We start from the raw sequence: 26,075 nt of genomic DNA on the forward strand, positions 1-26,075 counted from the left end.
AAATGCGGCGTTTCAAATCAAAAAATTGTGCTACGCACAGGGAGGAGGCACAAGTATGGAAAACGGCGCCTGATAGGTGGCCAACCGATATGGAACAATGCGCTGAACGGCTTGTGGTAGTTGCACCGGAATGAACTCGAAACGTGTTAATGCAGAAGCGAATAGTTGGAGCATCGGAATGCTTTCCACACGCTCGCTAGTCTGCCGGTCCTGTTTCTCCTGCTGCTCTTTGAGTTTTTTAGCCAGGTAGCATTTCCCATTGCAATGGAGCTGCGGTTTATCCCGGTTTTGGCAGAGGACACGCGTGATATATTCCTTGTTAAGCTTATAGTACGCAATCGTTCCCCACTGACTAAACGTCGGCAGGATCGTTGTAATAAGCCATATGTAAAGTATAAATGTACGCATCGATCGGCGCGCAAATATAGCAAATCCTAAGATATGCGTTAATTTGTGCGCTCAAAGTCGCATTTTATGAAAACGAAAAGACTGCTTTCCCTGGCTTGCCTGTTGTTATTTTGTTCATTGGCATTCGCGCACGAATTCTGGCTCGAACCCGTAAAATTCTGGCTTAACAAAAATGAAAAAGTCCGCATTGACCTGATGGTTGGTGAAGATTACACCGGCGAGCATTCGAACGGACATAAATACAAAATCGTTAAGCTGGATCACTACCATAAAGGCCAAAAACACGACGTTCGCAGCAACGTTTATGGGGATAGCCTCAGTAGTATCGATATGAGCTTTGCCTCGGAAGGAAGCCACCTCATTGCATTTAACAATACCAGCAAGTTTATAGAACTCGAAGCTTTGCAATTCAATGCGTACCTACGTACCGAAGGTCTGGATCATGCGGCAAAGCTTCGAGAACAACGCAAGGATACGCTGAAAGCTGGAAGGGAATTGTACCAGCGCTGCGTAAAGACGTTGATTCAGGTGGGAAAGCCAACCGATGAAACTTACGCCGTCAACACAGGTATGCGGCTTGAAATTATCCCTGCCAGGAATCCCTACGCGCAAACGGCCAAAGGCCCGATGACCTTTAAAGTACTTTTTGATAATAAGCCGTTGGGCAACGCACTGGTACTGGCTTGGCATAAGGTGGGAGGGAAAACAACCCATGAATCGTTTAGAAGTGACAACGACGGGAGCGTGAGTTTCTCCATTGATCAAACTGGAAAATGGATGATCAGCACGGTGCAGATGGTTCCCAATAGCGATCCAAAGCAGGCTGACTGGCAGAGCTACTGGGGAAGCTATACGTTCGGTTTTTACTGAATGATCCGTTCAATCGAAATTTTACCAAGCTGGACCGTCCTCCTCGTAATTCAACAGTACCAACAAGCAAATCGAAACCAGTGGTAACCAGATACTCATTCAAGCTAATACTGCTTGAATCGAAGTTTTGCAAAAGGATATTGAATTGAAAGTAGGCCTAAGATGTGGAGAACTCATTTGATAAAGCAAAACTTAGTTTAAATAGAGACTAAGCTTGATGAATAAATTGCTCCCGAAATGGTGAAATCATCGGAAAACTCAATTTGAAAGAATTTACTTCAATTAACTAATCAAAAAAATCTGTCAAAAAAAATCAGGGCTCTTCTGCATATGGAAATTTCTGGATTTATGCTCTTTCATCAGCCACGGTGAAAAGAAAAGGATTCAATTGTCTATAATATATTTAAAACCGATTCACCAATTAACGGTTCATTCGTCAGGACATATGTAACCGTTCGTCGAAAATACGATAGTATAAATAAATTGGAGCTTCAAAATCGCTAAACTTAAATACGATTAACCGTATAGGTTAAAAGTTGTAGTAAGAAGTTTGCTAATTATCCCCTGGGTTCTGGGGGATGATTCTCTTCATCAATAGACAAAAAAGAGTGCACCGTGCGTCGGCTTCGTTCGGATTCACTACTGGACAACAATTCTTCCGAGAGGCAATTGTTAATGGATCAGCTAATCCATCACGGGTTGGATGTCTTTGATCACAGGGCGGATGTTCTGGGAAGATGGTTTAAAACCCCAACTGCCATTTGGCATTTTTACGGGATATTAGGTTAGCTATTACCCTGAACTAACTCGGTATTAGTTGCTGAAGCGCGAAATGGTGAGCTAAAAAACATAGAATCGGTGGTGGCTGAGCCGGTCAACTGAACCAAAACGACAAAAAATGTTCGACCTAAAGAAAAAGCCACTTACATATAATTTGTAAGTGGCTGATTATCAAGTGGAGAATATCGGATTCGAACCGACGACCTCTTGCATGCCATGCAAGCGCTCTAGCCAACTGAGCTAATCCCCCGATTTCAATGTTTCGCCGACATTCCCGATGGAATATCTGGCCCCCGATTGAGGAGTGCAAAGATGAAACAGAGAACTTTCAGATGCAAGCACCTGCATGATTTTATATTTCAATTTATATCTTTTCAAAAACCGCTATCGCGAACCGCCCCCAAATGCCTTAGCCAACAGCCAGATTACGATGGCGATAATGCCTACCACGAGAATTACGCCAGTCCAGACGCCGGTTTTAAAGATATCGCCGATGAGTTCGCAGCTAGTGAGCGTAAAAGACAACAGGAGGATAATCAGAAGATTGATGTAAGCTTTCATGGGAAGGAATATTTAGTTAGTGATGCTAACCAATATTCAAAAACCATTCCATGAAAGGTTCGGGCCGATTTCGCTATTGATAAAGATTAATCGGAATAAGATTTTGGCGATCATTAGAGAGTAACATCTCAAAAAGGCGTACGGTTGCTTCCGCGTCACCATGAGCCCGGTGGCGGTTTTCGATCATAATTTCCAGACTCTCGCAAAGATTACCCAAACTGTACGATTTCAGGCCTGGGAAAATCTTCCGGCTCAGCTGCACGGTACAAAGCAAGTCGCGTTGAAAGTACTCATCTATTGCCCCGAATTCTTTTTTGATAAAGCCATAATCGAATTTGGCGTTGTGGGCCACGAACCACGCGTCGCGTGTCATTGCCCGCACAGCGTCCTGCACTTCGTAAAATGTGGGCGCGTCCTTAACCATCTCATTATCAATTCCCGTAAGCCGGGTTATAAATGGCGGAATGTATATCTCCGGGTTGATCAGCGAGTGAAAAAAATCGACAATCTGCACACCATCGTGCCTGAATACAGCAATCTCCGTAATGCGTGCAGCTCCTCCCCCGCCCGTGGTCTCAATATCAACTATCGCATACATTAATTACTCACACTGAAATGGTTACTCACAAATACTATTATCATCCGGCTTACCTGGTAGAAGATTTCAACACCACAAAAAAACAAAAAAATCCCCGCCGAAGCGAGGATTTTCTTCAATAACAGGGAGGCATCTACGCAATGAGCGATGATCAGTCCAGTTGAAATGCAATCGGCAGTGTAAATCTTACCCTTACCGGAACGCCGGCTTGCTTGCCCGGCATCCAGTCTTTCATCATCTTCACCACTCTAACCGCTTCTTCATCGCAACCAAATCCGATACCCTTCAATGCGGTCGCATTCTCTATTTTTCCATCAGAACCTACTGTAAATTGTACAAATACCTTCCCTTGCACGCCCGCTTGCGATGCAGGTCTGGGGTATTTAAGGTTTTTACGCAGGAAAGCCGACATCGCTTCATTTCCTCCCGCATATTGTGGCGACTGTTCTACATGCGTAAAAGTCTCATCTCTCCTCGTTTCGACGCCAGCGACTTCTGCCTTTGGCGCCGGTGCGTTTTCAACCGGAGGGGCAATCACGTCGATATTTTCAGCTCCGTCCACTGTTGCTGTCGACGGCTGCGCATTCTGAAGATCCTCCACCACTGGCGGCAGTTCTTCAATTTCAACCTCGTTATCTGGAAGCACTTCGGGAGTCAGTGCCTTCACCGTTTTCTGCACTGGAGCTGGTTCCTCCTTTGCAGGCGGCACCGGCGGTTCTTCCATTTTAATGTTCACGGGGTTCACCTCCACCAACCAGGCAACATCGTCCGGTTTGGGATCGGGCGTGAGCCTCGCGTACAATTTCGGGAACATCACCAGCAGCAGAAAAAACGCTACACCCATCACGACCGCCCGCTGGACGGTCTGGCCGTAACCTTTTCTCAGATCATACGCGCCGTAAGACTTGTTACGGTTCTCGAAGACGATGTCGTTCAAAGATTTTTCCATGGCTAATAGATTTTGATGATCAACACTCAGATTCAGGAGGGTTTGCGCATCAGCTGTTTTTACCATATCCTGGTAAATCTGCTCGAATGCCTGGCCATCCCAAAGACTTTCCTCCGCTTCACAAGCCAGGTGGTCGAGGATCTCCGGGAGCAATTCCGGATCCAGCTTGTTGGCCTGCAAATACTTGCTTATTTGGTCAATGCGATTTTCCTGAAGGCGTTTCATAGATCGATCTGTTTAAAGATTAGCCATGTACCTGTTATTTATTCTGTTGCCAGTTTTTTGGGGGCTAGCAGTAATCTTACTGCATCTATAAAACGCTCTAAGTCATCGGTTTTAGTGCGCGCGGTTTCATTTCCGCGATGTGTCAGCGAATAATATTTCCGGAGACGCCCGTCCACCTCCACCGACTCGGTCAGCAGCAGCCCGTCCTGTTCCAATTTATGGAGTACAGGATAAAGCGCACCGAATGTCAGGGCAATAGCGCCACCTGTTCTATCCTTAACCTCTTGGGTGATTTCATAACCGTACATGCGGTCGTGCTCTGCCAGCAAATTCAGCACGATGGTTTTTAATGTACCCCGTACATACTCGTTACTCGTTGTGTTATTCTCCATGAGTGAAATTTTTATACAGCAAATATATATAAGTTTTTTATATATACAATACAAATCTACAAATTTCTTTTAATGAGGTCAAGAGAAATCTTCAACTAGCTTTCAGCCAATGGAATAGAGCGGTTGATTCTTTCTTCCAGCGATATGAACGTTTCTGTGCGTTGGATACCGTTTACTTTCTGGATCTTGTCATGGAGGATTTCGCGAAGGTGCCCTGTGTCTCTGCAAACGATTTTCAGGAAGATACTATAAATTCCCGTAGTATAGTGGATATTCACAACTTCGGGTATCCCCTCCAATTCGGTGGCAACCTGCTCATACAACGAACTTTTATCGAGGTAAATTCCAAGAAAAGCGCTGATATCCCAGCCCAGTTTCGTCGGGTCGATCACGAGCTGGGAGCCCTTTACGATCCCCATGTGTTCCAGCTTTTTCATGCGCACATGCACGGTCCCGCCGGAGACAAACACACGCTTGCCTATTTCCGTGTACGGTAACGCTGCGTTCTCGATCAGCAGGGAAAGGATGCGCAGATCGGTACTGTCAATATCTGAATATTTTTGCATTTTGTGTTAAAAGTTTGAATTCTTCGCAACAATCAATCTCAAATTATGAAAGAATCGTAAATTTTAACAATTTTAAATGAAAATATTTTATAATTCAGAACAGAAGTTTTAGTTTTGCAGAACCAAAATCAGAAAAGTAGTTGGAAACAACGCTTTATTCGATTTGAGATCACATTGTAGGGTGATGAAATTGGCAGCCATGCCCTCCTGTCTCGGGGGTGGTGAATAAGGGATAAACGCGGCATAATGCCGACGCAAGTCGACTGGGGTGGACCACCAACAGTATTTGTACCGTAGCTAACCGCACCGTGGGTGGTTCGAATCCCCCTCCTACAGCAAAAAAAACTTGACAAGCGATTTTTTTCGTATTAGTTTTATTTGGTTTTTAGTTTGTTGATGAAGTGTAATTTGACACGCGGGTTCATTTTGAAACCTGCGTGTTTTTTTATGGCCGTTTCAAGCCCAATAGCAGCATTTCAGTGCCATTTACCACCCACCAGAATTGTCCCGACAATGATCCCAACCAATGCCAGCACAAGCATGATCACGGGAAGTAGCGCAACGAATGTGGCTGGCCTATCCGAGTGGAAGTAATATTTAATAAGAAGACTCGCGATAAGCAATACCGAGAGCACGAGGATCGGATAGAAAACCTGGCGGTAATATTCAGGATAGACATACCGCTGATCAGCGCGGAGCAACAGCCACGCTTTACGAATGAAATACACCAGCCCCGCCGATTCCAGGGTTACTGCTAGCCAAAATATTGTTTTCATGTCTTCCAGGTTAAACCAACCTGAAGTTAACAATCTGGCAGCACAGTCAGAACTCCGATTATCAATCGGTACGAAAAAGCTTTTCAGGCCGCCCCTTGCATGACACCCTACGCGGGCCGAACATGTAAGCTAACCAACTGAACTACCAAGCAAAAGCCCTAAAACGCAAAAAGCCCAGATTTCTCTGAGCTTTTGTGCGGTCTGGCTGGGCCGGCACACCGGCGGGACTCGAACCGCGCAGGCCAAACATGTATGCTAACCAACTGAACTACCAAACAAAAGCCCTAAAATGCAAAAGCCCAGATTTCTCTGAGCTTCTGTGCGGTCTGGCTGGGCCGGCACACCGGCGGGACTCGAACCCTGTGGGCCGAACATGTATGCTAACCAACTGAACTACCAAGCAAAAGCCCCAAAATGCAAAAAGCCCAGATTTCTCTGAGCTTTTGTGCGGTCTGGCTGGGCCGGCACACCGGCGGGACTCGAACCCTGTGGGCCGAACATGTAAGCTAACCAACTGAACTACCAAGCAAAAGCCCTAAAATGCAAAAAGCCCAGATTTCTCTGAGCTTTTGTGCGGTCTGGACGGGACTCGAACCCGCGACCCCATGCGTGACAGGCATGTATTCTAACCAACTGAACTACCAAACCATTAAATAAAGAACTTCAAAAAATCGGCGGTCTGGCTGGGCCGGCATTCCGGCGGGACTTGAACCAGCGCAACTAACCAACAATACTCAAAAAATCGGCGGTCTGGACGGGACTCGAACCCGCGACCCCATGCGTGACAGGCATGTATTCTAACCAACTGAACTACCAAACCATTAAATAAAGAACTTCAAAAAATCGGCGGTCTGGCTGGGCCGGCATTCCGGCGGGACTTGAACCAGCGCAACTAACCAACAATACTCAAAAAATCGGCGGTCTGGACGGGACTCGAACCCGCGACCCCATGCGTGACAGGCATGTATTCTAACCAACTGAACTACCAAACCGATTCGTTCCACAATCGTCCTTGTAAAACGTGGTGCAAAACTACTATTAATATTTACGATTGCAACACCTTACACAGCAATTTAGTTATTTTATTTGTAAAACAATAACCCTTCAATGAAGAATATTCTGAAAATGAAATAGTTGAACCACCAGAAAATTTATGACCTTCATCAAAGAAATTTTAGTCGAGCTTGAAAAGCTCGCACCGCTGCCCTACCAGGAAGATTATGACAACGCGGGATTACTGGTAGGCTCGCCGGATACTGAAGTGGCTGGCATCCTTTTCACGCTCGACATTACCGAGGAGGTCGTCGACGAGGCCATCCGTAAGCATTGTAACCTTATAGTGGCGCACCATCCTATTATTTTTAAGGGCCTAAAAAAACTCAACGGCAAGAATTATATCGAGCGGACGGTGATGAAGGCGATCAAAAACGATATTGCGCTTTACGCGACGCATACCAACCTCGACCACGTCGTCGGTGGCGTGAACTCGCAGATCGCCAGGCGTCTCGGCCTTCAGAATGTCAGAATACTGGCCCCCAAAAAGCAAATACTGACCAAACTGGCATTTTTCTGCCCTGTCGAAAATACGCAGAACGTCCTGGAAGCACTTTTCGAGGCCGGCGCCGGCGAAATCGGCGAATACCGTAATTGCAGCTTCCGGAGCGAGGGACTAGGTACATTCCTTCCCGGCGAAAATGCAAACCCGGTTACCGGCACACGTGGAAAACTAGAAACGGCGGAAGAACACCGTGTGGAAGTAATACTGCCCTCGCATTTGCAAGCACAGGTGCTGAGCGCACTCAAGCGCGCGCACCCGTACGAGGAAGTAGCTTATTACATGTCTGCGCTGGAAAATGAAAACCAGGACGTCGGCGCCGGGGCGATCGGGGAACTTCCCGAGGCGATGGATACAGCCGGCTTTCTGACCCATTTGAAGGATAAAATGGACGCATCGGTGATCAGATACACAGAACCGACCGACCGCAAGATCCGGCGCGTGGCGGTCTGCGGTGGAGCTGGCAGTTTTTTGCTACGCAATGCCATTTCCGCAGGTGCCGACGCGTACGTGACGGCGGACTACAAGTATCATGAATTTTTCGATGCCGAAGGACGCATTATCATCTGTGACATAGGGCATTACGAAAGTGAAGTATTTACGAAAAATTTATTGCATGAATATATATCAGGAAAATTTAGTAATTTCGCACTCTGTTTGTCAGAAATCAGTACTAATCCGGTGCGGTATTTTTCCTGAAAACCGGTTTTGACAACGAATTCTGCTGATAATCTGTTAATATTAGGGCTGACTACCTCACCATTCAAGCATTGAAACAAGTCCATAAGAGACATACATGGAAAACACAATCGCACAAAAACTAGATGCTCTCCTGAAACTTCAGGAAATCGATTCAAGCCTTGACGAAATACTAAAAACCCGCGGGGACCTTCCCGAAGAAGTAAGGGACCTGGAAGACGAGATTGTAGGATTCGAAACGCGGTTAGGGAAGTTTAAATCAGAAATTGCCAATCTGAATACAGAAATTGACAATTTCAAAAATGCACAAAAAGAAGGGGAAAAACTGATCAAGAAATACAAAGATCAGCAGATGAACGTTCGCAACAACCGCGAATACGATGCCATCACTAAAGAAATAGAATTACAGGAGCTCGACATGCAACTGGCCGACAAGAAAATTAACGAAGCCAGAGCCCGCATCCGCCTCATCGAAGAAGACGCAAACCGTGCGGAATCTATCCTGAATGAAAGAAACGAAGACCTGAAAGCGAAGAAAAACGAACTTTCGGTAATCACCAGCGAAAGCGAATCCGAAGAGAAGGCACTTAGCGCGGAAAGAGAGAAGCACGCAAAGAAAATCGAAGAACGTTTATTAAAATCTTACCAAAAAATCCGCGACAACTCGCTGAACGGTCTGGCCGTTGTGCACGTACAGCGCGGAGCTTGCGGTGGATGTTTCAGCATCGTTCCTCCTCAACGCCAGGCTGATATCCGCGAACGCAAGAAGCTGATCGTTTGTGAGCATTGCGGACGTATCCTCGCCGACGTAGAGAGCGTTCAACCGGTTCACCAGCGCCGCTAGGATCTTAAATATTAAATTGAAAGGTTGTCTTATCCGGACAACCTTTTTTTATGCGCATTACCATGAGCATGAGATTACCCAAAGGCAAATCCAAGGTGTACAGGCTGTTATTTTGTCTGCTTCTATTCGCATACTTCCCGCCTTCATTAGCTGTCGAGGAGCAAAGCGACGTTGTTTTTTCTCCAAAACTGCAAAAGGCCTATTTTGAAATACAAAAATTAAGACTCCCCGCAGCACGCGAACTGATCGACGAGGAAAGGGTGGTTAATGCCGAAAACCCGTTCATAGCTTACCTCGACAGTTACGCAGACCTCCATTATCTGCTCATTGCCGAAGACCGTTCCCGCTATAAAGTTTTCACCCAACAACAGGAAAAACGACTCGACCAGGTCGGGAGACTTTCGGAGAAGTCGCCCTACAAACGACTATTCCAGGCCGACATCCGCCTGCATTCTGCATTTGCCAAGCTCAAATTCGGCAATGAGGTTAGCGGCTCCTGGGAGATTATCAAGGCCTACCGGCTTTTGGAAGATAACCGAAAGAAATTTCCGGCATTTACCCCTACCCTCAAATCACTGGGCCTCCTCCACGTGCTGATTGGCTCAATTCCTGAAAATTATACCTGGATCGCCAAGATTCTGGGGTTGAAAGGGAATATCAAGCAAGGCATCCGCGAACTTCGGGAGGTGGTGAAAGAAGAACCTTTTTTCAAGCAGGAGGCCGAACTGATCGACCTCCTATTGCATGCCTACACCCTCCAACTAAGCCCCGAACAGCAAGCACGCATCCGGCAATGGCCCAAAGAGCAGCCTGATAACCTGCTACTGCATTTCTTCGCCACAACGGTTTTGATGAAAGAGAACCGAAGCGAGGAGGCCTCGTATTTCCTGGCAGAGGCACCGGTCGGCAAGGAATATATGCCCTTTCCATTCCTAAACTACCTGCGTGGGGAAATCGCACTTCAGCGTGGCGATTATGAGGAAGCACTCGCTTTGTATGCGCGGTTTTTGAAACAATATACCGGGTTCAACTACATTAAGGACAGCTACTTCAAAATGTTCCTGTGCCGCTGGCTCACCGGCCGCGACCAGGAGGCTGCGGGATATATTCAAAAGGTAACCCAAACCGGCAGTACCATCGTGGAAGCCGATCAGTTTGCGGAAAGAATTGCGAAGGAATTTGGCGAGGGCAAAATCAGCCCGATGCAAAAAGTGCTGTACAAGGCCCGGTATGCAACTGATGGCGGCTATTTTCAGAAGGCCGGGGAGTTGATGAAGACCGTTTCGGAAAAAAGTTTTGGCACAACTTACGAAAAAGCCGAGTTCAATTATCGTATGGCCCGAATTCTCCAAAAATCTGGTCATATCAACGAATCAATGCCATTTTACGACCGCTCGATCGCGCTTGGGCAGGCCGATGCCGGTGCGGGAGGTTTTGCGGCATCTTCGGCATTGCAAATGGGCTATATTTACCAGAAAAAGGCTGACAATCAGCGCGCTGTATTGTATTTCAAAAAAGCTATGAGTTTCAAAAAGCATGAATACAAGAACAGCATAGACAACAAAGCCCGTGCCGCCCTCACGGAACTGGGACAATAGCGTTTGTTACCAAAACGCACTTTCTGCGTATCAAGGATGCAAGCCTTAATGCGCCGGAATATGCCCAGAAAAAAAAGCGACAATCCGAAGGTGATCATCAACTGGCACGACGATGACAAACCCCGTGAAAAATTTATGAACAAAGGCCGGGCCGCATGCTCGGACTCCGAGCTGATGGCCATTTTAATCCGCTCGGGAACCACGGAAATGACCGCCGTCGACCTGGCGAGGGAGCTGATGGCGTCAGTTGGCAACAATATCAACGAACTCGCCAAGCTGAACGTCAGGGATCTGACCAAAATCAAGGGTATGGGCGAAGCGAAGGCGCTCACTATTCTGGCAGCATTGGAGCTCGGCCGGCGGCGCAGCGACATTGTTTCTAAAAAGAAAAATAAAATTATCGGCTCCAAGCCGGTCTACGAAGCCATGCGTCCCTATCTGATGGACAAAACGCATGAGGAGTTCTGGATTCTGCTGCTCAACCGGGGAAATTACGTGATGCGAGCCATACAGGTGAGCGTAGGAGGCATTTCCGGTACGGCTACGGATATCAAAATGGTATTCAAAATCGCACTGGACCATATGGCCAGCTCCGTTATTCTCGTCCATAACCATCCGTCCGGGCAACTGATACCCAGCCTGGCCGACAAGGTCCTCACCGAACAAATTACAAAGGCAGGCCGATTGCTCGACCTGCCCGTTCAAGATCATATAATCTTTACCAATGACGGCTATTACAGCTTTAAGGATTCCGGCGAGATGTAATCAGAACACCGCTTCTTTCCGGATAATGCCTTTCAGTTCTTCGTAAGGGATTGTAAATTCGATCGGACCACGGGCATAGGCCGCGATTTCATACGGATTGTAGTAGAAAAGGACGCCCTCGGTTGTGAAAACGTAATTTGCGGGAATGAAAAATTTGTGGTTTGCTAAAAAATAACCGGCGTCTTCCAGATCGACTCCGGGTGTCAGTTTTTCAAGTTCGCGAAACTTTGTTTCAACCAGTTTTAGCAAAGCCACGGAGTCGGCCACAAAACTTTTCATTTCGACCTCTTCGCCGGTTTTACCGTCGAATGCGTGGTACGACGTGAAGGTGTTCGGATGCGCACCGCCTGTAAATGCATAGTGGTCCAATTGATAAAAAAGCACTTTCGGCGTCGTCATCACGGTATCTCCGTGCAATTCTATCTCCCAGCAGCCGCGCGAGTCGGGAAAATCCTTTTTAAAATCGTTATAGTTCTTTTCGAAATCCTTAAATGCAGCGCTCGTACTTTTGTTTGCTTCGAGGCGCGCAGCAGCGCTGGCCGGGTCACCATAGGAATTCAGTCGCTGAATCGTCTTCTCATTCAAGATCTCCCGAATTTTCGCCGCTACTGCATTCGAATCGGTAGGTTGCCAAAGGTTGACAATCAGGGAAATGCCTTTGCTTGTAATAGTGTCACAACCGCCAAACTTCTCCTTTTTAACCTCACCCGTCTGATAGCTAATTCCAACGACCGCATTTTCCTTTTTTGGCGACTGGTTACATGCCCAGAACAACAAAGCGCCGAGCGCCAGGGCTGGCATTTGCTTCAAACCCATAGACATTGTTTTTATAGTTCGGGAAGACATTAAAGGCTCATTAGTTCCTTAAACCGGATCGCCTGACGACGGGATATCTCTATTTTATCCCCGCCCTGCAAGGTTACCAGAAGGCCTCCGCTAAACCACGGCTCGATTTTCTCGATCCAGTGCAGGTTGATAATGTGCTTGCGATTGGCGCGGAAATAGGTATTCGGGTCCAGGCGCTCTTCCAGATTGTTCAAAGATTTCAATACCAAAGGCTTCTGGTCGTCGAAATGCAGGCGGACGTAATTGCCCATCGATTCGAACAGCCGGATTTTGCCCAGTTTTACAAACCAGCATTTCTCCCCGTCTTTCACAAATACCTGGTCATTTTCGCCAAGTACTTTCTCCGCACGCTCGCTGGCATGCGCAGGAGATTCCGGCTGCGCCTGGTTTTCTTCGATGCGGTGAATGGTTTCTTTCAGGCGCTCAGTATCGATCGGCTTTAAGAGGTAATCCAATGCGTTGAATTCGAATGCTTTGATCGCATATTCATCGAATGCAGTCGTAAAAATCACCTCCGGGCTTTTACCTTCGATCGACGAAAGCAGCTCGAAACCATTTTTACCGGGCATCTGAATATCCAGGAAAAGCAATTCGGGCTGTTGTTCCTCGATCAGTTTCAGCGCCTCTTCCGCATTCGCGGCCTCTCCTACTATTTCAATTTTGGTGTATGGTTCCAGCAATCTCTTCAACTCGTTGCGTGCTAATCGCTCATCATCTACAATTAAGGTCCTCATGGCGGATGGATCAGTTAGGAATAATAAATAGAAAGTATATTGATTTGGTCATTAGTTTGCTTTTTCAGATCCCTCCCCCACCATCATCACACCTTCGGAAAGCATCGGGATTTTTATTTCCGAACAAACCACATTCTCTTTCTCCTGAAAAATCCGGAATGTTGCTGCCTTACCGTATAAAATCGATAGCCGTTCGGCCGTATTTTTCAAACCAACCCCACCGGATTCACTATTACCGAGGTTACCTGCATTCACTTCCGTGTCGCCCAGGTTACCTGAGTTATGGATAGTGATAACGAGCAACTCATTCGCAATTTCCGATTTTAGCCCGATAAATCCACCTCCCATTTGCTTTGCTACGCCATGTTTGATACCATTTTCGACGAGCGTCTGCAACATCATCGGCGGTACCTGCCAGTAAATGGCCTGGGGATTCGTGGTAATGCTGTAAGAAAGACGGTCTTCATAACGCACTTTTTCCAGTTCGAGGTAATCTTCCACGGTACGAAGCTCCTCCTGCAAATCGACTGTTTTGCGGCGATCGGCCAGCAATGAATTTCTTAATATATTGGATAGCTGCGTAATGCTCAGCTGCGCGCGTTTGGGATCTTCATACACGAGTGCGCGAATGCTGTTCAGCGCATTGAATGTAAAATGCGGGTTGAGCTGCGAACGAAGCACTTTGGCCTCCGCCTCGCGCATCGACATTTTCAGCATGATCTTCTCGTAGCTGGCCAGGCGCGTCTGTTCCACATAATGATAAACCGTGTAGGACAAAATCCAAGCCAGCAGGTTTTTGCACCAGTTGGCATAATAACCCCAGAAAACAAGCGGCTGGTTGAGCAGATTATGTTCCAGCACTTCGCGGTCCATCGGCTGATTGATCATCGCCATGATCAGTCCGAGCCACAATACCGAACCTATTACACGTAATGCAAGCCTGGGCAACGGCAATGACGACCAGTTCCACCGCCGGATAACTAGGCGATAGACGTGAGTAAGACAAATGCCTAACAATATATTGGCAAGTGCGGTATAGAATTCCCTCAGTTCGAAGCCGTACTCGAGTGCATACGGAATATATTCGAACATGATTAACAATGTCCAGCCAAGAATTTGCAGAGTCCAATAGATGCGTTTTTTGGACATGAACATAGGAACGCTGATAAGGTACTGAAAAGCCACAAATGTATTAATGCCCCCTCAGGAGAGGTACATTAATACACCAATGGAAACGAATCTACACAAACGGCTGCTATATCGTTTGCGGAATTTCGATGGAAAGAAGGTGCGTGATGTCGTTGGACACTTCCAGCTCGAACTGCTGGGTATCGTAAGAATAATTGATCTTGTAGAGGCAAAGATTGCTGTGTTCGTAGTCGTCCATCCGTACCAGCGGCTGGTTGAAAAGCGTCGTCAGCAAGACGCGCATGGCACGACCGTGCATGGCAATGAGGATGTTCCGCTCATGCGGGCGGGAAAGGATCGCGTCGATCACCGGAATCTGACGTTCCCTCACATCCAACGGGCTTTCGCCGCCTTCGGCTGCAAGCTCAACATTACCGGCTTTCCAGGCATTGACCAGCCCGCGGTAATAGTTATTGTCGCCCGTATTGGGTTCGCGGCCTTCACGGTCTCCCCACGATATTTCGTTCAGCCCGGAGTAGCTTTCATGCGGTATGCCGAGCCTGATGAACCCGCGGACGGTTTGATGTGTTCGCTTTAAATCAGAAGTATAAATTTTGTCAAACGGAACATGTTGATAAGCACTAAAAAAAGCTGCGGCCTGAGCTTCTCCCCATTCATTCAGCAAGGAATCAACACCACTTCCCTGAACAACTCCCCTGCGGTTAAAATCAGTTTCACCGTGGCGAATGAGGTAAATCGATTTTCTTTTCAAAATAATAGGATAATTTAAATATAAAATTTACAAAAACCTTGTTTTTACTCCGCAAAGCCAATACAAATTTATACATTTTTTAGATATGTTTAATAAAACCGTTACCGTCGATTCACTACAATCTTTTGGAAAGAACAGCATTGCCCATCACATCGGAATAGAGTTTACGGAAATCGGAAAAGATTATGTGTCAGCGCGGATGCCGGTCGATCAGCGAACGCACCAACCCTTCGGGATTTTACACGGCGGAGCGTCGGTGGTACTGGCCGAAACGCTGGGCAGTATCGCTTCATTTTTGTGTATTCCTGAAAACGAAAACAAACACGCAGTGGGGCTCGAAATCAACGCTAATCACCTCCGGCCTGTCAGGGAAGGTTATGTTTACGGAACTGTGCGGCCGATCCACATTGGCAAGACGACACACATTTGGGACATCAGGATTACCAATGAAGAAAATAAACTCGTTTGTATAAGTAGACTAACGGTCGCTATTGTGAATGCAGACCGCTAACATTATTTTGCAGAAAATTGACCTAACGGGATATTGCCCATTCGTTATAAATGCTATCAGTACAGACCGACACCGGGACCTCGATATTTGAAGGATTACAGATTCAGGAGCTTTGGCACGCATCCAAAATGACGGGTTTCCCCTCTGCATTATGGCGCCTGCCTCACACCAACGAAATAAAACTGCTTATCTCCATCCAGGACGGCATCCGTAAATGCCTCCCCGAACTCGAAAAAATGAGCCCGGGCTTTGTGATGAGCACATTCTATTGGGAAGACGACCAGGAAGTGCTCTTTCTGGAAGGTGATATTATCCTTACATTCTCCGAGGACAACCGGCTCACACAAATTGACAACCGGCTTGGCGAAGAGCATCCCGAAGTCAAAAGACTGGTACAATTGGCTTCCTCGGCAGGCGCAGAAAACCCCGTTAATCCGGCACCTGCAATCCAGCTCCTTCCGTTGAGCGACCGGCCCGATGCCAAATCCCGCTTCGAACGGACAGTAGAACTCGCCGTGGCAGCTATCCGCCAGAATCAGTTTAAGAAAGTGGTGCTCTCGCGGGCGAAAGACCTCCGGTATACCGACGCATTCCAGCCGGCCCAGGCATTTCAAAGGCTTGTAAAGGCCTATCCTCATGCATTTATTTCCCTGGTGAACCTGCCGGAAGAAAATGAAATTTGGCTTGGCGCAAGTCCCGAGCTATTGGTAGAGCAGCTATCTGCCGGCACATTCAAAACAATGTCCCTCGCTGGCACGCAAGCGGCACGCGACGCATCGGGGACACTTATCCCCAAATACGACATCCGCTGGGGCGAGAAAGAAATTGAAGAACAGGCACTTGTAAGCCGGTATATTATTGAATGCTTCAAAAAAATACGCCTGCGCGAATACCTGGAAACAGGACCTAAAACCGTTCTTGCAGGTAACTTGTACCATCTCAGGACCATTTTCGAAGTTGATACGGTAGCGCTCAACTTCCCCGAACTGGCTTCGGTCATGCTCAAACTTCTGCACCCTACATCGGCCATTTGCGGAGTCCCGAAAGCGCCCAGTCTTCAATTTATTAATGATGTGGAAGGCTATAACCGCTCCTATTACAGCGGCTTTCTGGGCCCGGCACAAGTGGGCGGGGATACCAATCTGTTTGTAAACCTCCGTACTGTGCGTTTTAAAGACGGTGTGGCCACGTTTTTCGCCGGTGCCGGAATTACGGAAGACTCTGTACCTGAGCAGGAATGGCTCGAAACCGAGCTGAAATGCGATACCCTGCTGAAAGTGATCGGGAGTACCTTATAAAAAAATTAGCTGGCATTAAACTTTTATAGCCGTAAAAAGTCTAATCCGTTCGAGATTAATATCTAATTTTGAACAAACCTCTGACCAGGACGTATTTAGTCCTGCGAACTCCTAAACCATTTAAGCCAGGTTAACCAAACCCTATGAATGTTATCGCCAGATCTGCCCGTGCAGAAGGACTGCCAAATTTAACCAAACCTCTGTCTTCACTTATCATTGCCGGTTCGCTCTTTATTACGCTTTCGTGCGGAGAAAAAAAGGATACTTTTCAGCAAAAAGGCGGTGGAGGCCCCACTGTCGTAGACGTGATCGTTGCGAAATCCGAGAAGGTCAGTGACAAGGTAGAAGTGAACGGCACTATCGTGGCCAACGAATTCGCAGAATTGCGACCGGAAGTAAGCGGCTTGCTCACATTCCTCGAAGTTCCGGAAGGCAAAACCGTACAAAAAGGAACCGTCATCGCGCGGATCAACAATGCCGACCTCCTGGCCCAGCTCAACCGGTCGAAAATCCAGCTGGACCTCGCCGAAACGACCGAGAAGAGGCTCAAACAGCTGATCGCCGTAAACGGTATCAACCAGGCCGACTACGACCTGGCATTCAATAATGTCAATACCCTCAAAGCCGACATGGCTTATACCCAGGCGCTGATCGACAAAACGATCATTAAAGCGCCGTTCACGGGCGTGATAGGCTTGCGCAAAGTGAGCGCGGGCTCATACGTAACGCCCCAGAGCGTCATCGCCACCATGCAACAGCTCTCGAATCTGCGCATAGATTTCACTGTTCCCGAAAGCTACCAGCAATATGTAAACAAAGGTGGTACAGTGGAAGTACTGCTCGACCAGGCCTCCGGCAAATACGAAACTGCCCGCATTCTGGCCATTGAGCCGCAAGTGAACCAGACCACCCGGAACCTTACCGTCCGTGCGGTGCTAAGCTCGGGGAATACCAGCCCCGGTTCATTTGCAAAAGTGTATATCACTGCCAGCAACAATAAAAATAGCATACTTATTCCTTCCAACAGCATTATCCCGGAAGCACGCAGCAAGAAAGTCGTGATCGTGAAGGGCGGCAAGGCTGTGTTTACACAAGTAGAGACCGGCGACCGCAGGGAGGATGTAGTGGAAGTGACCAAAGGCCTGAATGTCGGCGATACGGTGGTTGTTTCGGGCGTACTTTTTGCCCGTCCCGATGCTCCTGTGAAAGTGAGAAGTGTTAGAAACCTGAATGTAGCGACTAAGTAACAAATGCCTCCGCGGTACTTGTTGCAACGACCATTCCTTTGAAACCCATGCTATGAATATTTCAGAACTATCCCTGAAACGGCCCGTTCTGGCGGTCGTGATGAACCTGCTCATCATCCTTTTTGGTGTGGTAGGCTACAACTTCCTTTCACTGAGGGACTACCCGGCCATTGACCCGCCGATCGTGAACGTGCGAACGAGCTACACGGGCGCCAATGCCGATATTATCGAGAGCCAGATCACCGAACCGCTTGAAAAAAGTATTAACGGTATCCCGGGTATTAAGAGTATCAGCTCTTCTAGCCAGATCGGTTCCAGCAACATTACGGTGGAATTTAACCTGAAATCCGACCTCGAAGGCGCTGCCAACGACGTGCGCGACAAGGTGAGCCAGGCCGTTCGTAACCTTCCGCAGGATATCGATGCCCCGCCGGTAGTAAGCAAGGCCGACGCCAATTCCGACTTCATTCTCCTCCTGGCAGTGCAAAGCCCCTCGAAAGGTTTGCTTGAACTGAGTGAGTATGCCGAAAACGTACTCCAACAAAGCTTGCAGACGATCGACGGCGTGAGTGCGATCAATATTTTCGGGCAAAAGCGATACGCGATGCGCATCTGGCTGAATCCCGATCAGATGAGTTCCTACAATATCTCATTCAACGACATTACTAGTACCCTGGCTGCCGAAAACGTAGAACTACCGGCTGGTAAGATCTATGGCGACAATACAGAATTAACGATCCGGACAATGGGCCGGTTGAAAAGCGAAAAAGAATTCAATGACCTCGTGATCCGTAACGACAGCTCGGGGATCGTAAGGCTTGGCAACGTCGCCAAGGTGGAATTGGGCCCTGAAAACGAAGAACAAAGCTGGAAGTACAACGGCATGTATGCGGTAGGTCTGGCGGTAATCCCTCAGCCGGGTGCCAACTACGTGCAGATTTCCGACGAGTTCAACAAACGTCTGGCAGAAATCCAGAAATCCAACAAATCGGACATTACATTCAGCGTGCTGATCGATAATACGCGGCTTGTGCGGCAGTCGATCAAGGAAGTTGAAGAAACGCTGCTCATCGCATTCTCACTGGTGGTGATCGTGATCCTGTTCTTCTTCCGGAACCTGCTCGTGGCCATCCGACCGTTGATCGACATTCCGATATCGCTCGTGGCTACATTCTTCGTGATGTACTTATGCGGGTTTTCAATCAATATCCTGACGCTGCTGGGGATCGTACTCGCGACGGGCTTGGTGGTCGATGATGGTATTGTAGTAACTGAAAACATCTTCCGAAAGCTCGAAAGCGGTTTATCGATCCGACAGGCAGCGTTGGAAGGGAGCCGGGAAATTTTCTTTGCGGTTATTTCAACTTCGCTAACGCTCGCGGTGGTATTTCTTCCCGTGATATTCCTTGAAGGTTTTGTTGGAAGCCTTTTCCGAGAATTCGGGATCGTGGTCGCCTCGGCGGTGTTGATATCCGCATTCGTTTCACTTACGATTACCCCCGTATTGAACGTAGTCTTAAATCGCAAAGACGCAGGCCATGGCTGGTTTTATAACAAAACGGAGCCCTTTTTTACCGGAATGGAAGACGGCTACAACCGGATGCTCCGCGGATTTATGAAAGTGCGCTGGGTGTCCTGGGTACTGGTTGTGGCGTGTGGTGTGCTGATCTGGTTCACGTACTCGCATTTGCAAAGCGAACTTGCCCCAATGGAAGATAGGAACAGCATCCGTTTCAACCTTTCCGCACCCGAGGGAACCAGTTTTGGCCAAATGCAGCAGGTTTCGGACCAGCTTAGCGATTTTCTGAATGATTCTATTCCTGAAAAGGCATTTACCTTCTCGGCTACCCCGGGTTTTGGCGGCGGCGGTGTGAACAGCGGTACCGGCCGTATCGGACTGGTTCCGTCGGATCAGCGCAAAAGGAGCCAGAACGAGATTGCCCAGGATATTAATAAAAAACTGTCGAGATTTAACGATGCACGGATATTCGCGACACAGGAGCAGACGATTTCCGTAGGTATCGGTTCGAGAGGATCACTTCCAGTTCAGTTTGTATTACAAAACCTTGATTTCGATAAACTGAGTGAGGTTCTTCCGAAGTTCCTCGACGAAGCACGTCAGGACCCGACTTTCCAGAATGTCGACGTCAACCTGAAATTCAATAAACCCGAAGTGCGGCTTACGATCGACCGTCTCAAAGCGCGCGACCTGGGCTTGTCCACCACCGATGTCGCTGCGACCATCCAGGCTGCATTCAGTGGCCGCCGTCTGGCCTATTTTATCATGAATGGCCAGCAATATCAGGTAATCGGTCAGGTTGAGCGCGCGGAGCGTAACAAACCTGCGGATATTGACAAATTGTATGTGCGCAACAATCGCGGTGAGAGCATTCCGCTCACGGCCGTGGTGCATATGGAAGAGGAAAGCGGCCCGCCGACTATTTACCACTATAATCGCTACAAAAGTGCCACGATCTCCGCATCGCTCGTAGAAGGTAAAACCATCGGTGACGGCGTGGAAGCCATGCGCAGGATCGGCGCGAAACTGCTCGACGAGTCCTTCCAGACATCGCTCACCGGCCCTTCCCGCGATTTTGAAGAAAGTTCTTCCAATACCAGTTTCGCATTTGGGTTGGCACTTTTGCTCGTGTACCTGGTACTCGCGGGCCAGTTCGAGAGCTTCACCGATCCGTTCATCATCATGATCACCGTGCCATTGGCATTGGCTGGTGCCTTGCTAAGCCTTTATTTGTTTGGTTTAACCATCAATATCTTCTCCCAAATCGGGATGATCATGCTCATCGGGCTTGTGACGAAGAATGGTATCCTCATTGTGGAATTTGCCAACCAGAAACGGGAGCAGGGAATGGGCAGAATGGCCGCGGCGGTTGAATCGGCTACGCAGCGTCTGCGCCCCATTCTCATGACAAGCCTCGCAACGGCATTCGGCGCATTGCCGATCGCATTGAGCCTGGGGGCGGCGGCGACCAGCCGGGTACCGCTGGGCGTTGTGATCGTGGGCGGTCTGATGTTCTCGCTGATCCTGACATTGTTTGTGATCCCGGCGATTTACACATTCATTTCACCCAAAAAACACAAGGTTACGGAAGAGCAGAAAATGGCAGAGGAGCTTGTGGCTTAAAGGATATTTTTAATAAAATCAACTATTGTTTGTTACATGGGCTCGCTCACCTTTCTTAAGAAATACAAATACACATTCCTAATTGTTCTGCTGTGTTCCGGGACCTGCTGGGCCGGCCAACCGGGGGCTGGCCTTCCGGGGGCCGCAGCGCCCGCCGATACACTCGCGCTGACGCTTGAACAAGCCGTGGCTACCGCGCTCAAAAACAGCTACGAAATCGAGATTGCCAAAAACAATGTAGATGCGAACACGATCCTGAACAACTATGGCGTAGCAGGTGGCCTGCCAACCGTCAACCTGAACGCTACCAATACGGAACAGATCACCCAGGTAAATCAGAAACTAAACACCGGTGTAGAAATCAACCGTAATGCTGCTGCCGGTAACAATACCCAGGCGAACCTTTCGGTAGGGATGCTCCTTTATAATGGCAAACGGGTGGTGGCAACCAAAAAGCGCCTCGCTGAACTGCAGTACCAGAGTTCCGAGGTTCTCAACTCGCAAATCCAGAACACGATCGCCCTCGTTATGACAAGCTATTATGATGTCGTGCGCCAGTTGAGCTATATTAATACGATCCGCACATCCATTATCGCATCCGAAAAACGCCTCGAAATCCTGCGCGTGCGCAAGGAAGCGGGTATGGCCAATAACGCGGATATTTTTCAGGCGGAAATCGATTTGAACACGCTCAACCAGACCCTACTGAACCAGCAAATGGTGGCACAGGTGTCCAAAACAGAACTGCTTCGCACCCTCACGCTCGATCCGAAATCGGCATTGACCATCAAGGATACCATTACGGTGGACAACAATATGCAACTAGCCTCCGTAATGGACCGGCTGGCTTCCAATGCGGATATCAAAGCGGCGGATCGCCAGATCAGAATCAATGAACTGATTGTAAAGGAAACGGCTGCGCTCCGTTACCCTACGGTTCGTTTCAATGCGGCTTATAATTTCAGCCGCAACCAAACCGCTGCTGGCCTCACATTGCTCAACCGCGTGGCGGGTCCGCAGGCGGGCCTCTCGCTAGCTGTCCCGATTTACAACGGCTCGGCATTTAAACGCCAGAAACAGGCAGCTGAAATCGATACAAAAACGGCTGAATTGCAGAAAAGCACGCTACTTCGCGATTACAGCGCCAGCGCGGTTAAAATGTACCAGACCTACCAAAGCTCCATTGAACAACTCGAAAACCAAAAGAAGAACTACGCGCTCAGCAAGCAGCTTCTCGACCTGACCTTGCAGCGTTTTGAACTGATCCAGGCGACGATCATCGACGTACGCGAGGCTCAGCGCAGCTTCGAAGAAGCAGGTTACCGGCTGATCAACCTCAACTATGCTGCCAAAGCTGCTGAGATTGAATTGAAAAGACTTAGCAATACGCTTCAATAAAGCCACTTTCACGTCGCCGGAATAAAATTTTTTCCGGCGACGTGCATTGATTTCCTCACCAGTCCTGTCCAAAGTGTAAAGGCCCGAAAGAGCCTGGCTTTGGCTGACTGAAATCAGAAATCAATGAAGGTACTGGCTATCCATAATATCCTCTGGTCGCACTACAAGGCCAAAATTTTCACCGAACTTCACCAGCGTTTACGCAAAGAAGGAAACGACTTCTTTGTGCTGCAACTGGCATTCAGCGAACTGAGCCGGCTTGGCCTCAAAACCGATCTGAGCATTCATACCTACCCCTACGAAGTCCTGTTTCCCGACAAGGCCATCGAACATATCGGGCATGTCGAAAAAACCCAGAAGTTACTCGCCGCACTCCGTCATCACCGACCCGGCATTGTTTACCTCAATGGCTATTACGACCCTTCGTACTGGTTTGTATTGGCCTATTGTAAAATCAAAAAAATAAGAGTGGTGCTGGATTTCGAGAGTAGCGAAATCAGCAGGCGGCGGGTCTGGTGGAAAGAGGAAATGAAAAAAGCATTTCTGAGCCAATGCAACGCGCTGGTTTGCCTGGGGCAGAAAGCAGCCGAATATGCGCTGAAACTGGACGTGAAGCGTGAGCGTATTCTGAGTACCAAGAATGTGGGTGTCGACAACGATGCATTGCTCGAAATCTATACGCGCGAGCTCCTGTTGCGCGAGCACCGGAAAGCGGAAACGGGCCTGCCACGCTACAACTTTTTATACGCAGGCCGGTTCGTGGAACGGAAAAACCTCGACATGTTCATCAGGGCATTTCATGAGGCGAAAAGCTTCTCGGCACGCGGAACCGAATGGGGGCTCATCCTGAGCGGCGAAGGGAACCAAAAACCCCGGCTACAAGAGTTGATCGATTCGCTGGGCTGCGAATCCGTGCATTGGATGGAGCCCTGCGAATGGTATGAAGTACCGATCCGCTACACACTCGCCGACATAGCGGTGCTGCCAAGTACTTTCGAGCCCTTCGGCTTTCTGACCAACGAGGCGATGGTTTACTCGATGCCCGTCCTGGTGTCGGAGCGGTGTGGCAGTGCCGCCGACCTTGTGATCGACGGGCTGAACGGCTTCCGGTTCGATCCTTCGAATCAGCCGGATTTTACCAGTAAGCTGCTATGGTTCATGGATCATCCCGAAAAATTCAGGCAAATGGGCAGCAACGGGAAAGTGATCATCGACCAATGGTCGCCGGAAATCATCACAGAAGAGCTCATTCAATCATTTCACAAAGTAGCAGCACATGGTTAGCAAACAAAACAAAACGGTCCTGGTGACGGGCGGAGCGGGTTATATCGGCTCCGAGCTGGTCCGCATCCTCTTGCAGGACGAGTTTCGCGTGGTCGCATTCGATAACCTTTCTTTCGGCGGCGAATCGCTGTTGAGCTTTTGGGGTAACCCGTCGTTCAGTTTCCTCAAAGGCGACCTTCGGAATGACGAGGATATCAAAGCGGCGTTAAAAGGCGTAGACTACGTATGCCACCTGGCCGCTATCGTCGGTGAACCGCCCTGCAAGAAATATCCTGAATTAGCCCTGCAAGTGAACTGGCACGCGTCCGTACGCCTGTATGAGCTTTGCGAAGACGCCGGAATCGAGCGGTTCGTGTTTGCCTCCACTTGCAGCAATTATGGTAAAATGGCCGTTGCCGATTCATTGCTCGACGAAACGGCGGAGTTGAACCCGATTTCGTTATATTCCGAGACCAAGGTGAATTTTGAAAAATATCTGCTTAGCCGGGAAAACAACACTATTACACGCACTATTCTCCGCTTTTCCACAGTTTACGGAATATCGCCCAGGCCTCGTTTTGACCTTACTGTCAATGAATTCACACGCGATGCGGCATTGGGAAAACCGTTGCTGATTTACGGTGAAAACTTCTGGCGCCCATACTGCCATGTGAGCGACCTGGCCCGCTCGGTAAGAATCGCGCTCACTGCCGATAAAGACAAGGTCGACGGGGAGGCATTCAATGTGGGCGATACCTCACAGAATTATACCAAGAAGATGCTGGCCGCTGAGATCAGGAAAGCAATTCCCTCATTGGAAGTGAATTACCATCCGGTAGTTACCGATCCACGCGATTATAAGGTGAATTGTGATAAAATCAAAAATGTGCTCGGCTTTGCCATTTCTAAAACCGTCCCGAACGGTATCCGTGAAATTGCTTCCCTGTTCCACGAACAGGTGATCAGTGAACCGATGAATGCAAGATATGGAAACGTATAAACTCTCCTCTATCCCACTCTGCGAGCCAAATCTCAATGGGCGCGAAAAGCAATACATGGCCGAGGCCATCGATTCCAACTGGCTTTCCGGCGGAAGTTTCCTGCGCCGGTTCGAACAGCAGCTGGCCGATTACTCGGACGCGGCACATGTAATAGGCGTGAGCAACGGCACCAGCGCGTTGCACGTAGCGCTCACGCTCGCAGGTGTGGAAAAAGGGGATCTCGTACTGGTCCCCGATCTGACGTTTGTGGCGACGGCAAATGCGGTCAAGTACCTCGGCGCCAGTCCCGTAATGGTCGACATCGATGCCAGTACCTGGCTGATGGACCTGGATTTGTTACTGGATTTCCTCGAAAACCAGACCTACCAGAACAGCGGCGGGTGCTTCCACCGTGACAGCCACCGGCGGATCAAAGCAGTGGTACCGGTGCATTTACTGGGAAATATCTGCGAAATGGAAAGGCTTAATGCAATCGCCGGGCGGTTTGAACTGGCTGTGGTCGAAGATGCCGCATGCTCGCTGGGGTCGTTCCGGAATGGGCGGCATTCGGGGACGTCCGGTTTACTGGGAACAGTAAGTTTTAACAGCAATAAAATTATCACAACTGCCGGAGGTGGCGCTATCCTGACCAACGACGACGCCCTGGCAAAACGTGCGCGGCACCTCATTACCCAAGCCAAAAGCCACCCCACCGAATACATCCACGACGAATTGGGCTATAACTTCCGGCTCGTAAACCCACTCGCGGCGATGGGATGTGCGCAAATGGAACAGCTGCCCGGTTTTGTGCTAAAGAAAAAAGAAATAGCTGCTCATTATCGGCAGGAATTCGGCGATTACGAGGTAATGTTCCAGCAACTGACTCCCGGAACAGACTCCAATCACTGGCATTCTGCCATGCTTGTCAATGAAAGCCGCAGTCTTATCGCTGCTTTGGCGGCAGAAAATATCGAAACCAGGCCGCTATGGACGCCCATTCATGAGTTGCCGGTATTCCAACAGGATTTGTATATCAGCCGCGAAAACATAGCCGCGGATGTGTCCCGGCGGGGGATCATGCTGCCTTGCTCGACGTCGATCTCCGACGAACAGCTGCAAAGGGTTTGTCAAACCATCGGAAGATTTCTGAGTGTGAGTATTAAAATCTAA

Annotated in this window: 24 protein-coding genes and 4 tRNA genes; 13 read left to right on the forward strand and 15 right to left on the reverse strand. The window is 48.7% G+C overall.

Going from position 1 to position 26,075, the window contains the following annotated elements:
• Nucleotides 1-30: 30 nt before the first annotated feature.
• Complete coding sequence (locus IEY24_RS14980) at nucleotides 31-408, reverse strand: hypothetical protein (protein ID WP_188933434.1); 378 nt, start codon at nucleotides 406-408, stop codon at nucleotides 31-33.
• A gap of 66 nt (nucleotides 409-474) precedes the next feature.
• Between IEY24_RS14980 and IEY24_RS14985 the strand changes: the two genes are divergently transcribed.
• A complete protein-coding gene (locus IEY24_RS14985; RefSeq protein WP_188933436.1) occupies nucleotides 475-1,278 on the forward strand; it encodes a DUF4198 domain-containing protein in 804 nt (267 codons plus the stop codon).
• 956 nt (nucleotides 1,279-2,234) lie between these two features.
• Here the strand turns inward: IEY24_RS14985 and IEY24_RS14990 are convergent.
• From IEY24_RS14990 to IEY24_RS15035, 10 genes are all read right to left on the reverse strand, one after another.
• A tRNA-Ala gene (locus IEY24_RS14990) sits at nucleotides 2,235-2,308 on the reverse strand.
• 134 nt (nucleotides 2,309-2,442) lie between these two features.
• Nucleotides 2,443-2,619, reverse strand: coding sequence for a hypothetical protein (locus tag IEY24_RS14995; protein ID WP_176885155.1), 177 nt, complete (start codon nucleotides 2,617-2,619; stop codon nucleotides 2,443-2,445).
• Between the two features lie 73 nt (nucleotides 2,620-2,692).
• Entirely contained in the window at nucleotides 2,693-3,217 is a 525-nt protein-coding gene (locus IEY24_RS15000; RefSeq protein ID WP_188933438.1) for a 3'-5' exonuclease, read from the reverse strand.
• Between the two features lie 151 nt (nucleotides 3,218-3,368).
• The gene (locus tag IEY24_RS15005) at nucleotides 3,369-4,391 is read right to left on the reverse strand and encodes an energy transducer TonB (protein WP_188933440.1); all 1,023 of its coding nucleotides are present in this window, start codon (nucleotides 4,389-4,391) and stop codon (nucleotides 3,369-3,371) included.
• A 38-nt stretch (nucleotides 4,392-4,429) separates the two neighbouring features.
• Nucleotides 4,430-4,783, reverse strand: a complete 354-nt coding sequence (locus tag IEY24_RS15010) for a PadR family transcriptional regulator (protein WP_188933442.1) — start codon at nucleotides 4,781-4,783, stop codon at nucleotides 4,430-4,432.
• Between the two features lie 95 nt (nucleotides 4,784-4,878).
• The gene (locus IEY24_RS15015; protein ID WP_188933444.1) at nucleotides 4,879-5,349 is read right to left on the reverse strand and encodes an Lrp/AsnC ligand binding domain-containing protein; all 471 of its coding nucleotides are present in this window, start codon (nucleotides 5,347-5,349) and stop codon (nucleotides 4,879-4,881) included.
• A 476-nt stretch (nucleotides 5,350-5,825) separates the two neighbouring features.
• Nucleotides 5,826-6,125, reverse strand: a complete 300-nt coding sequence (locus tag IEY24_RS15020) for a hypothetical protein (protein ID WP_188933445.1) — start codon at nucleotides 6,123-6,125, stop codon at nucleotides 5,826-5,828.
• Nucleotides 6,126-6,699: 574 nt separating this feature from the next.
• A tRNA-Asp gene (locus tag IEY24_RS15025) sits at nucleotides 6,700-6,773 on the reverse strand.
• Nucleotides 6,774-6,871: 98 nt separating this feature from the next.
• Nucleotides 6,872-6,945: transfer RNA gene (locus tag IEY24_RS15030), tRNA-Asp, on the reverse strand.
• A gap of 98 nt (nucleotides 6,946-7,043) precedes the next feature.
• Nucleotides 7,044-7,117: transfer RNA gene (locus IEY24_RS15035), tRNA-Asp, on the reverse strand.
• A gap of 161 nt (nucleotides 7,118-7,278) precedes the next feature.
• Here IEY24_RS15035 and IEY24_RS15040 point away from each other — a divergent pair.
• The 4 genes from IEY24_RS15040 (at nucleotide 7,279) to radC (ending at nucleotide 11,586) form a co-directional block, all read left to right on the forward strand.
• Complete coding sequence (locus tag IEY24_RS15040) at nucleotides 7,279-8,379, forward strand: Nif3-like dinuclear metal center hexameric protein (protein WP_188933451.1); 1,101 nt, start codon at nucleotides 7,279-7,281, stop codon at nucleotides 8,377-8,379.
• Nucleotides 8,380-8,476: 97 nt separating this feature from the next.
• Nucleotides 8,477-9,223, forward strand: a complete 747-nt coding sequence (locus IEY24_RS15045; protein WP_188933462.1) for a zinc ribbon domain-containing protein — start codon at nucleotides 8,477-8,479, stop codon at nucleotides 9,221-9,223.
• A 62-nt stretch (nucleotides 9,224-9,285) separates the two neighbouring features.
• Nucleotides 9,286-10,821 (forward strand): tetratricopeptide repeat protein, encoded by a 1,536-nt coding sequence (locus IEY24_RS15050; protein WP_229222371.1) that lies wholly within the window; start codon nucleotides 9,286-9,288, stop codon nucleotides 10,819-10,821.
• A gap of 60 nt (nucleotides 10,822-10,881) precedes the next feature.
• A complete protein-coding gene (radC, locus tag IEY24_RS15055) occupies nucleotides 10,882-11,586 on the forward strand; it encodes a RadC family protein (RefSeq protein WP_188933464.1) in 705 nt (234 codons plus the stop codon).
• Here the strand turns inward: radC and IEY24_RS15060 are convergent, their stop codons facing one another.
• From IEY24_RS15060 to IEY24_RS15075, 4 genes are all read right to left on the reverse strand, one after another.
• Nucleotides 11,587-12,402 (reverse strand): DUF3298 and DUF4163 domain-containing protein, encoded by an 816-nt coding sequence (locus tag IEY24_RS15060; protein WP_188933467.1) that lies wholly within the window; start codon nucleotides 12,400-12,402, stop codon nucleotides 11,587-11,589. It lies immediately after the preceding gene.
• A gap of 29 nt (nucleotides 12,403-12,431) precedes the next feature.
• Nucleotides 12,432-13,166, reverse strand: coding sequence for a LytR/AlgR family response regulator transcription factor (locus tag IEY24_RS15065; RefSeq protein ID WP_188933469.1), 735 nt, complete (start codon nucleotides 13,164-13,166; stop codon nucleotides 12,432-12,434).
• Between the two features lie 51 nt (nucleotides 13,167-13,217).
• Entirely contained in the window at nucleotides 13,218-14,315 is a 1,098-nt protein-coding gene (locus IEY24_RS15070; RefSeq protein WP_188933471.1) for a sensor histidine kinase, read from the reverse strand.
• A gap of 106 nt (nucleotides 14,316-14,421) precedes the next feature.
• Nucleotides 14,422-15,066, reverse strand: a complete 645-nt coding sequence (locus tag IEY24_RS15075; RefSeq protein WP_188933473.1) for a histidine phosphatase family protein — start codon at nucleotides 15,064-15,066, stop codon at nucleotides 14,422-14,424.
• 85 nt (nucleotides 15,067-15,151) lie between these two features.
• On the opposite strand from IEY24_RS15075, the gene IEY24_RS15080 reads away from it, so the two are divergent.
• From IEY24_RS15080 to IEY24_RS15115, 8 genes are all read left to right on the forward strand, one after another.
• Nucleotides 15,152-15,577: a hotdog fold thioesterase gene (locus IEY24_RS15080; RefSeq protein WP_188933475.1), complete on the forward strand. Its 426-nt coding sequence runs from the start codon at nucleotides 15,152-15,154 to the stop codon at nucleotides 15,575-15,577.
• A 50-nt stretch (nucleotides 15,578-15,627) separates the two neighbouring features.
• Nucleotides 15,628-16,875 (forward strand): chorismate-binding protein, encoded by a 1,248-nt coding sequence (locus IEY24_RS15085; protein ID WP_188933477.1) that lies wholly within the window; start codon nucleotides 15,628-15,630, stop codon nucleotides 16,873-16,875.
• A 143-nt stretch (nucleotides 16,876-17,018) separates the two neighbouring features.
• Entirely contained in the window at nucleotides 17,019-18,122 is a 1,104-nt protein-coding gene (locus tag IEY24_RS15090; protein ID WP_188933479.1) for an efflux RND transporter periplasmic adaptor subunit, read from the forward strand.
• Nucleotides 18,123-18,174: 52 nt separating this feature from the next.
• On the forward strand, nucleotides 18,175-21,264 hold the full coding sequence (locus tag IEY24_RS15095) for an efflux RND transporter permease subunit (RefSeq protein WP_188933481.1): 3,090 nt from the start codon (nucleotides 18,175-18,177) through the stop codon (nucleotides 21,262-21,264).
• A gap of 36 nt (nucleotides 21,265-21,300) precedes the next feature.
• A complete protein-coding gene (locus IEY24_RS15100; RefSeq protein WP_188933483.1) occupies nucleotides 21,301-22,662 on the forward strand; it encodes a TolC family protein in 1,362 nt (453 codons plus the stop codon).
• A 123-nt stretch (nucleotides 22,663-22,785) separates the two neighbouring features.
• Nucleotides 22,786-23,946 carry a glycosyltransferase family 4 protein gene (locus IEY24_RS15105; RefSeq protein WP_188933485.1) on the forward strand — a complete coding sequence of 387 codons (1,161 nt, stop codon included), beginning with the start codon at nucleotides 22,786-22,788 and terminating at the stop codon, nucleotides 23,944-23,946.
• Nucleotides 23,939-24,925 carry an NAD-dependent epimerase/dehydratase family protein gene (locus IEY24_RS15110; RefSeq protein ID WP_188933487.1) on the forward strand — a complete coding sequence of 329 codons (987 nt, stop codon included), beginning with the start codon at nucleotides 23,939-23,941 and terminating at the stop codon, nucleotides 24,923-24,925. The genes IEY24_RS15105 and IEY24_RS15110 overlap by 8 nt, the downstream gene beginning before the upstream one ends.
• Nucleotides 24,912-26,075, forward strand: a complete 1,164-nt coding sequence (locus IEY24_RS15115; protein ID WP_188933489.1) for a LegC family aminotransferase — start codon at nucleotides 24,912-24,914, stop codon at nucleotides 26,073-26,075. Before IEY24_RS15110 ends, IEY24_RS15115 begins: the two co-directional genes overlap by 14 nt.

Origin of the sequence: Dyadobacter endophyticus (assembly GCF_014641595.1) — a bacterium.
In the GTDB taxonomy this organism is placed as follows: Bacteria; Bacteroidota; Bacteroidia; order Cytophagales; family Spirosomataceae; genus Dyadobacter; species Dyadobacter endophyticus.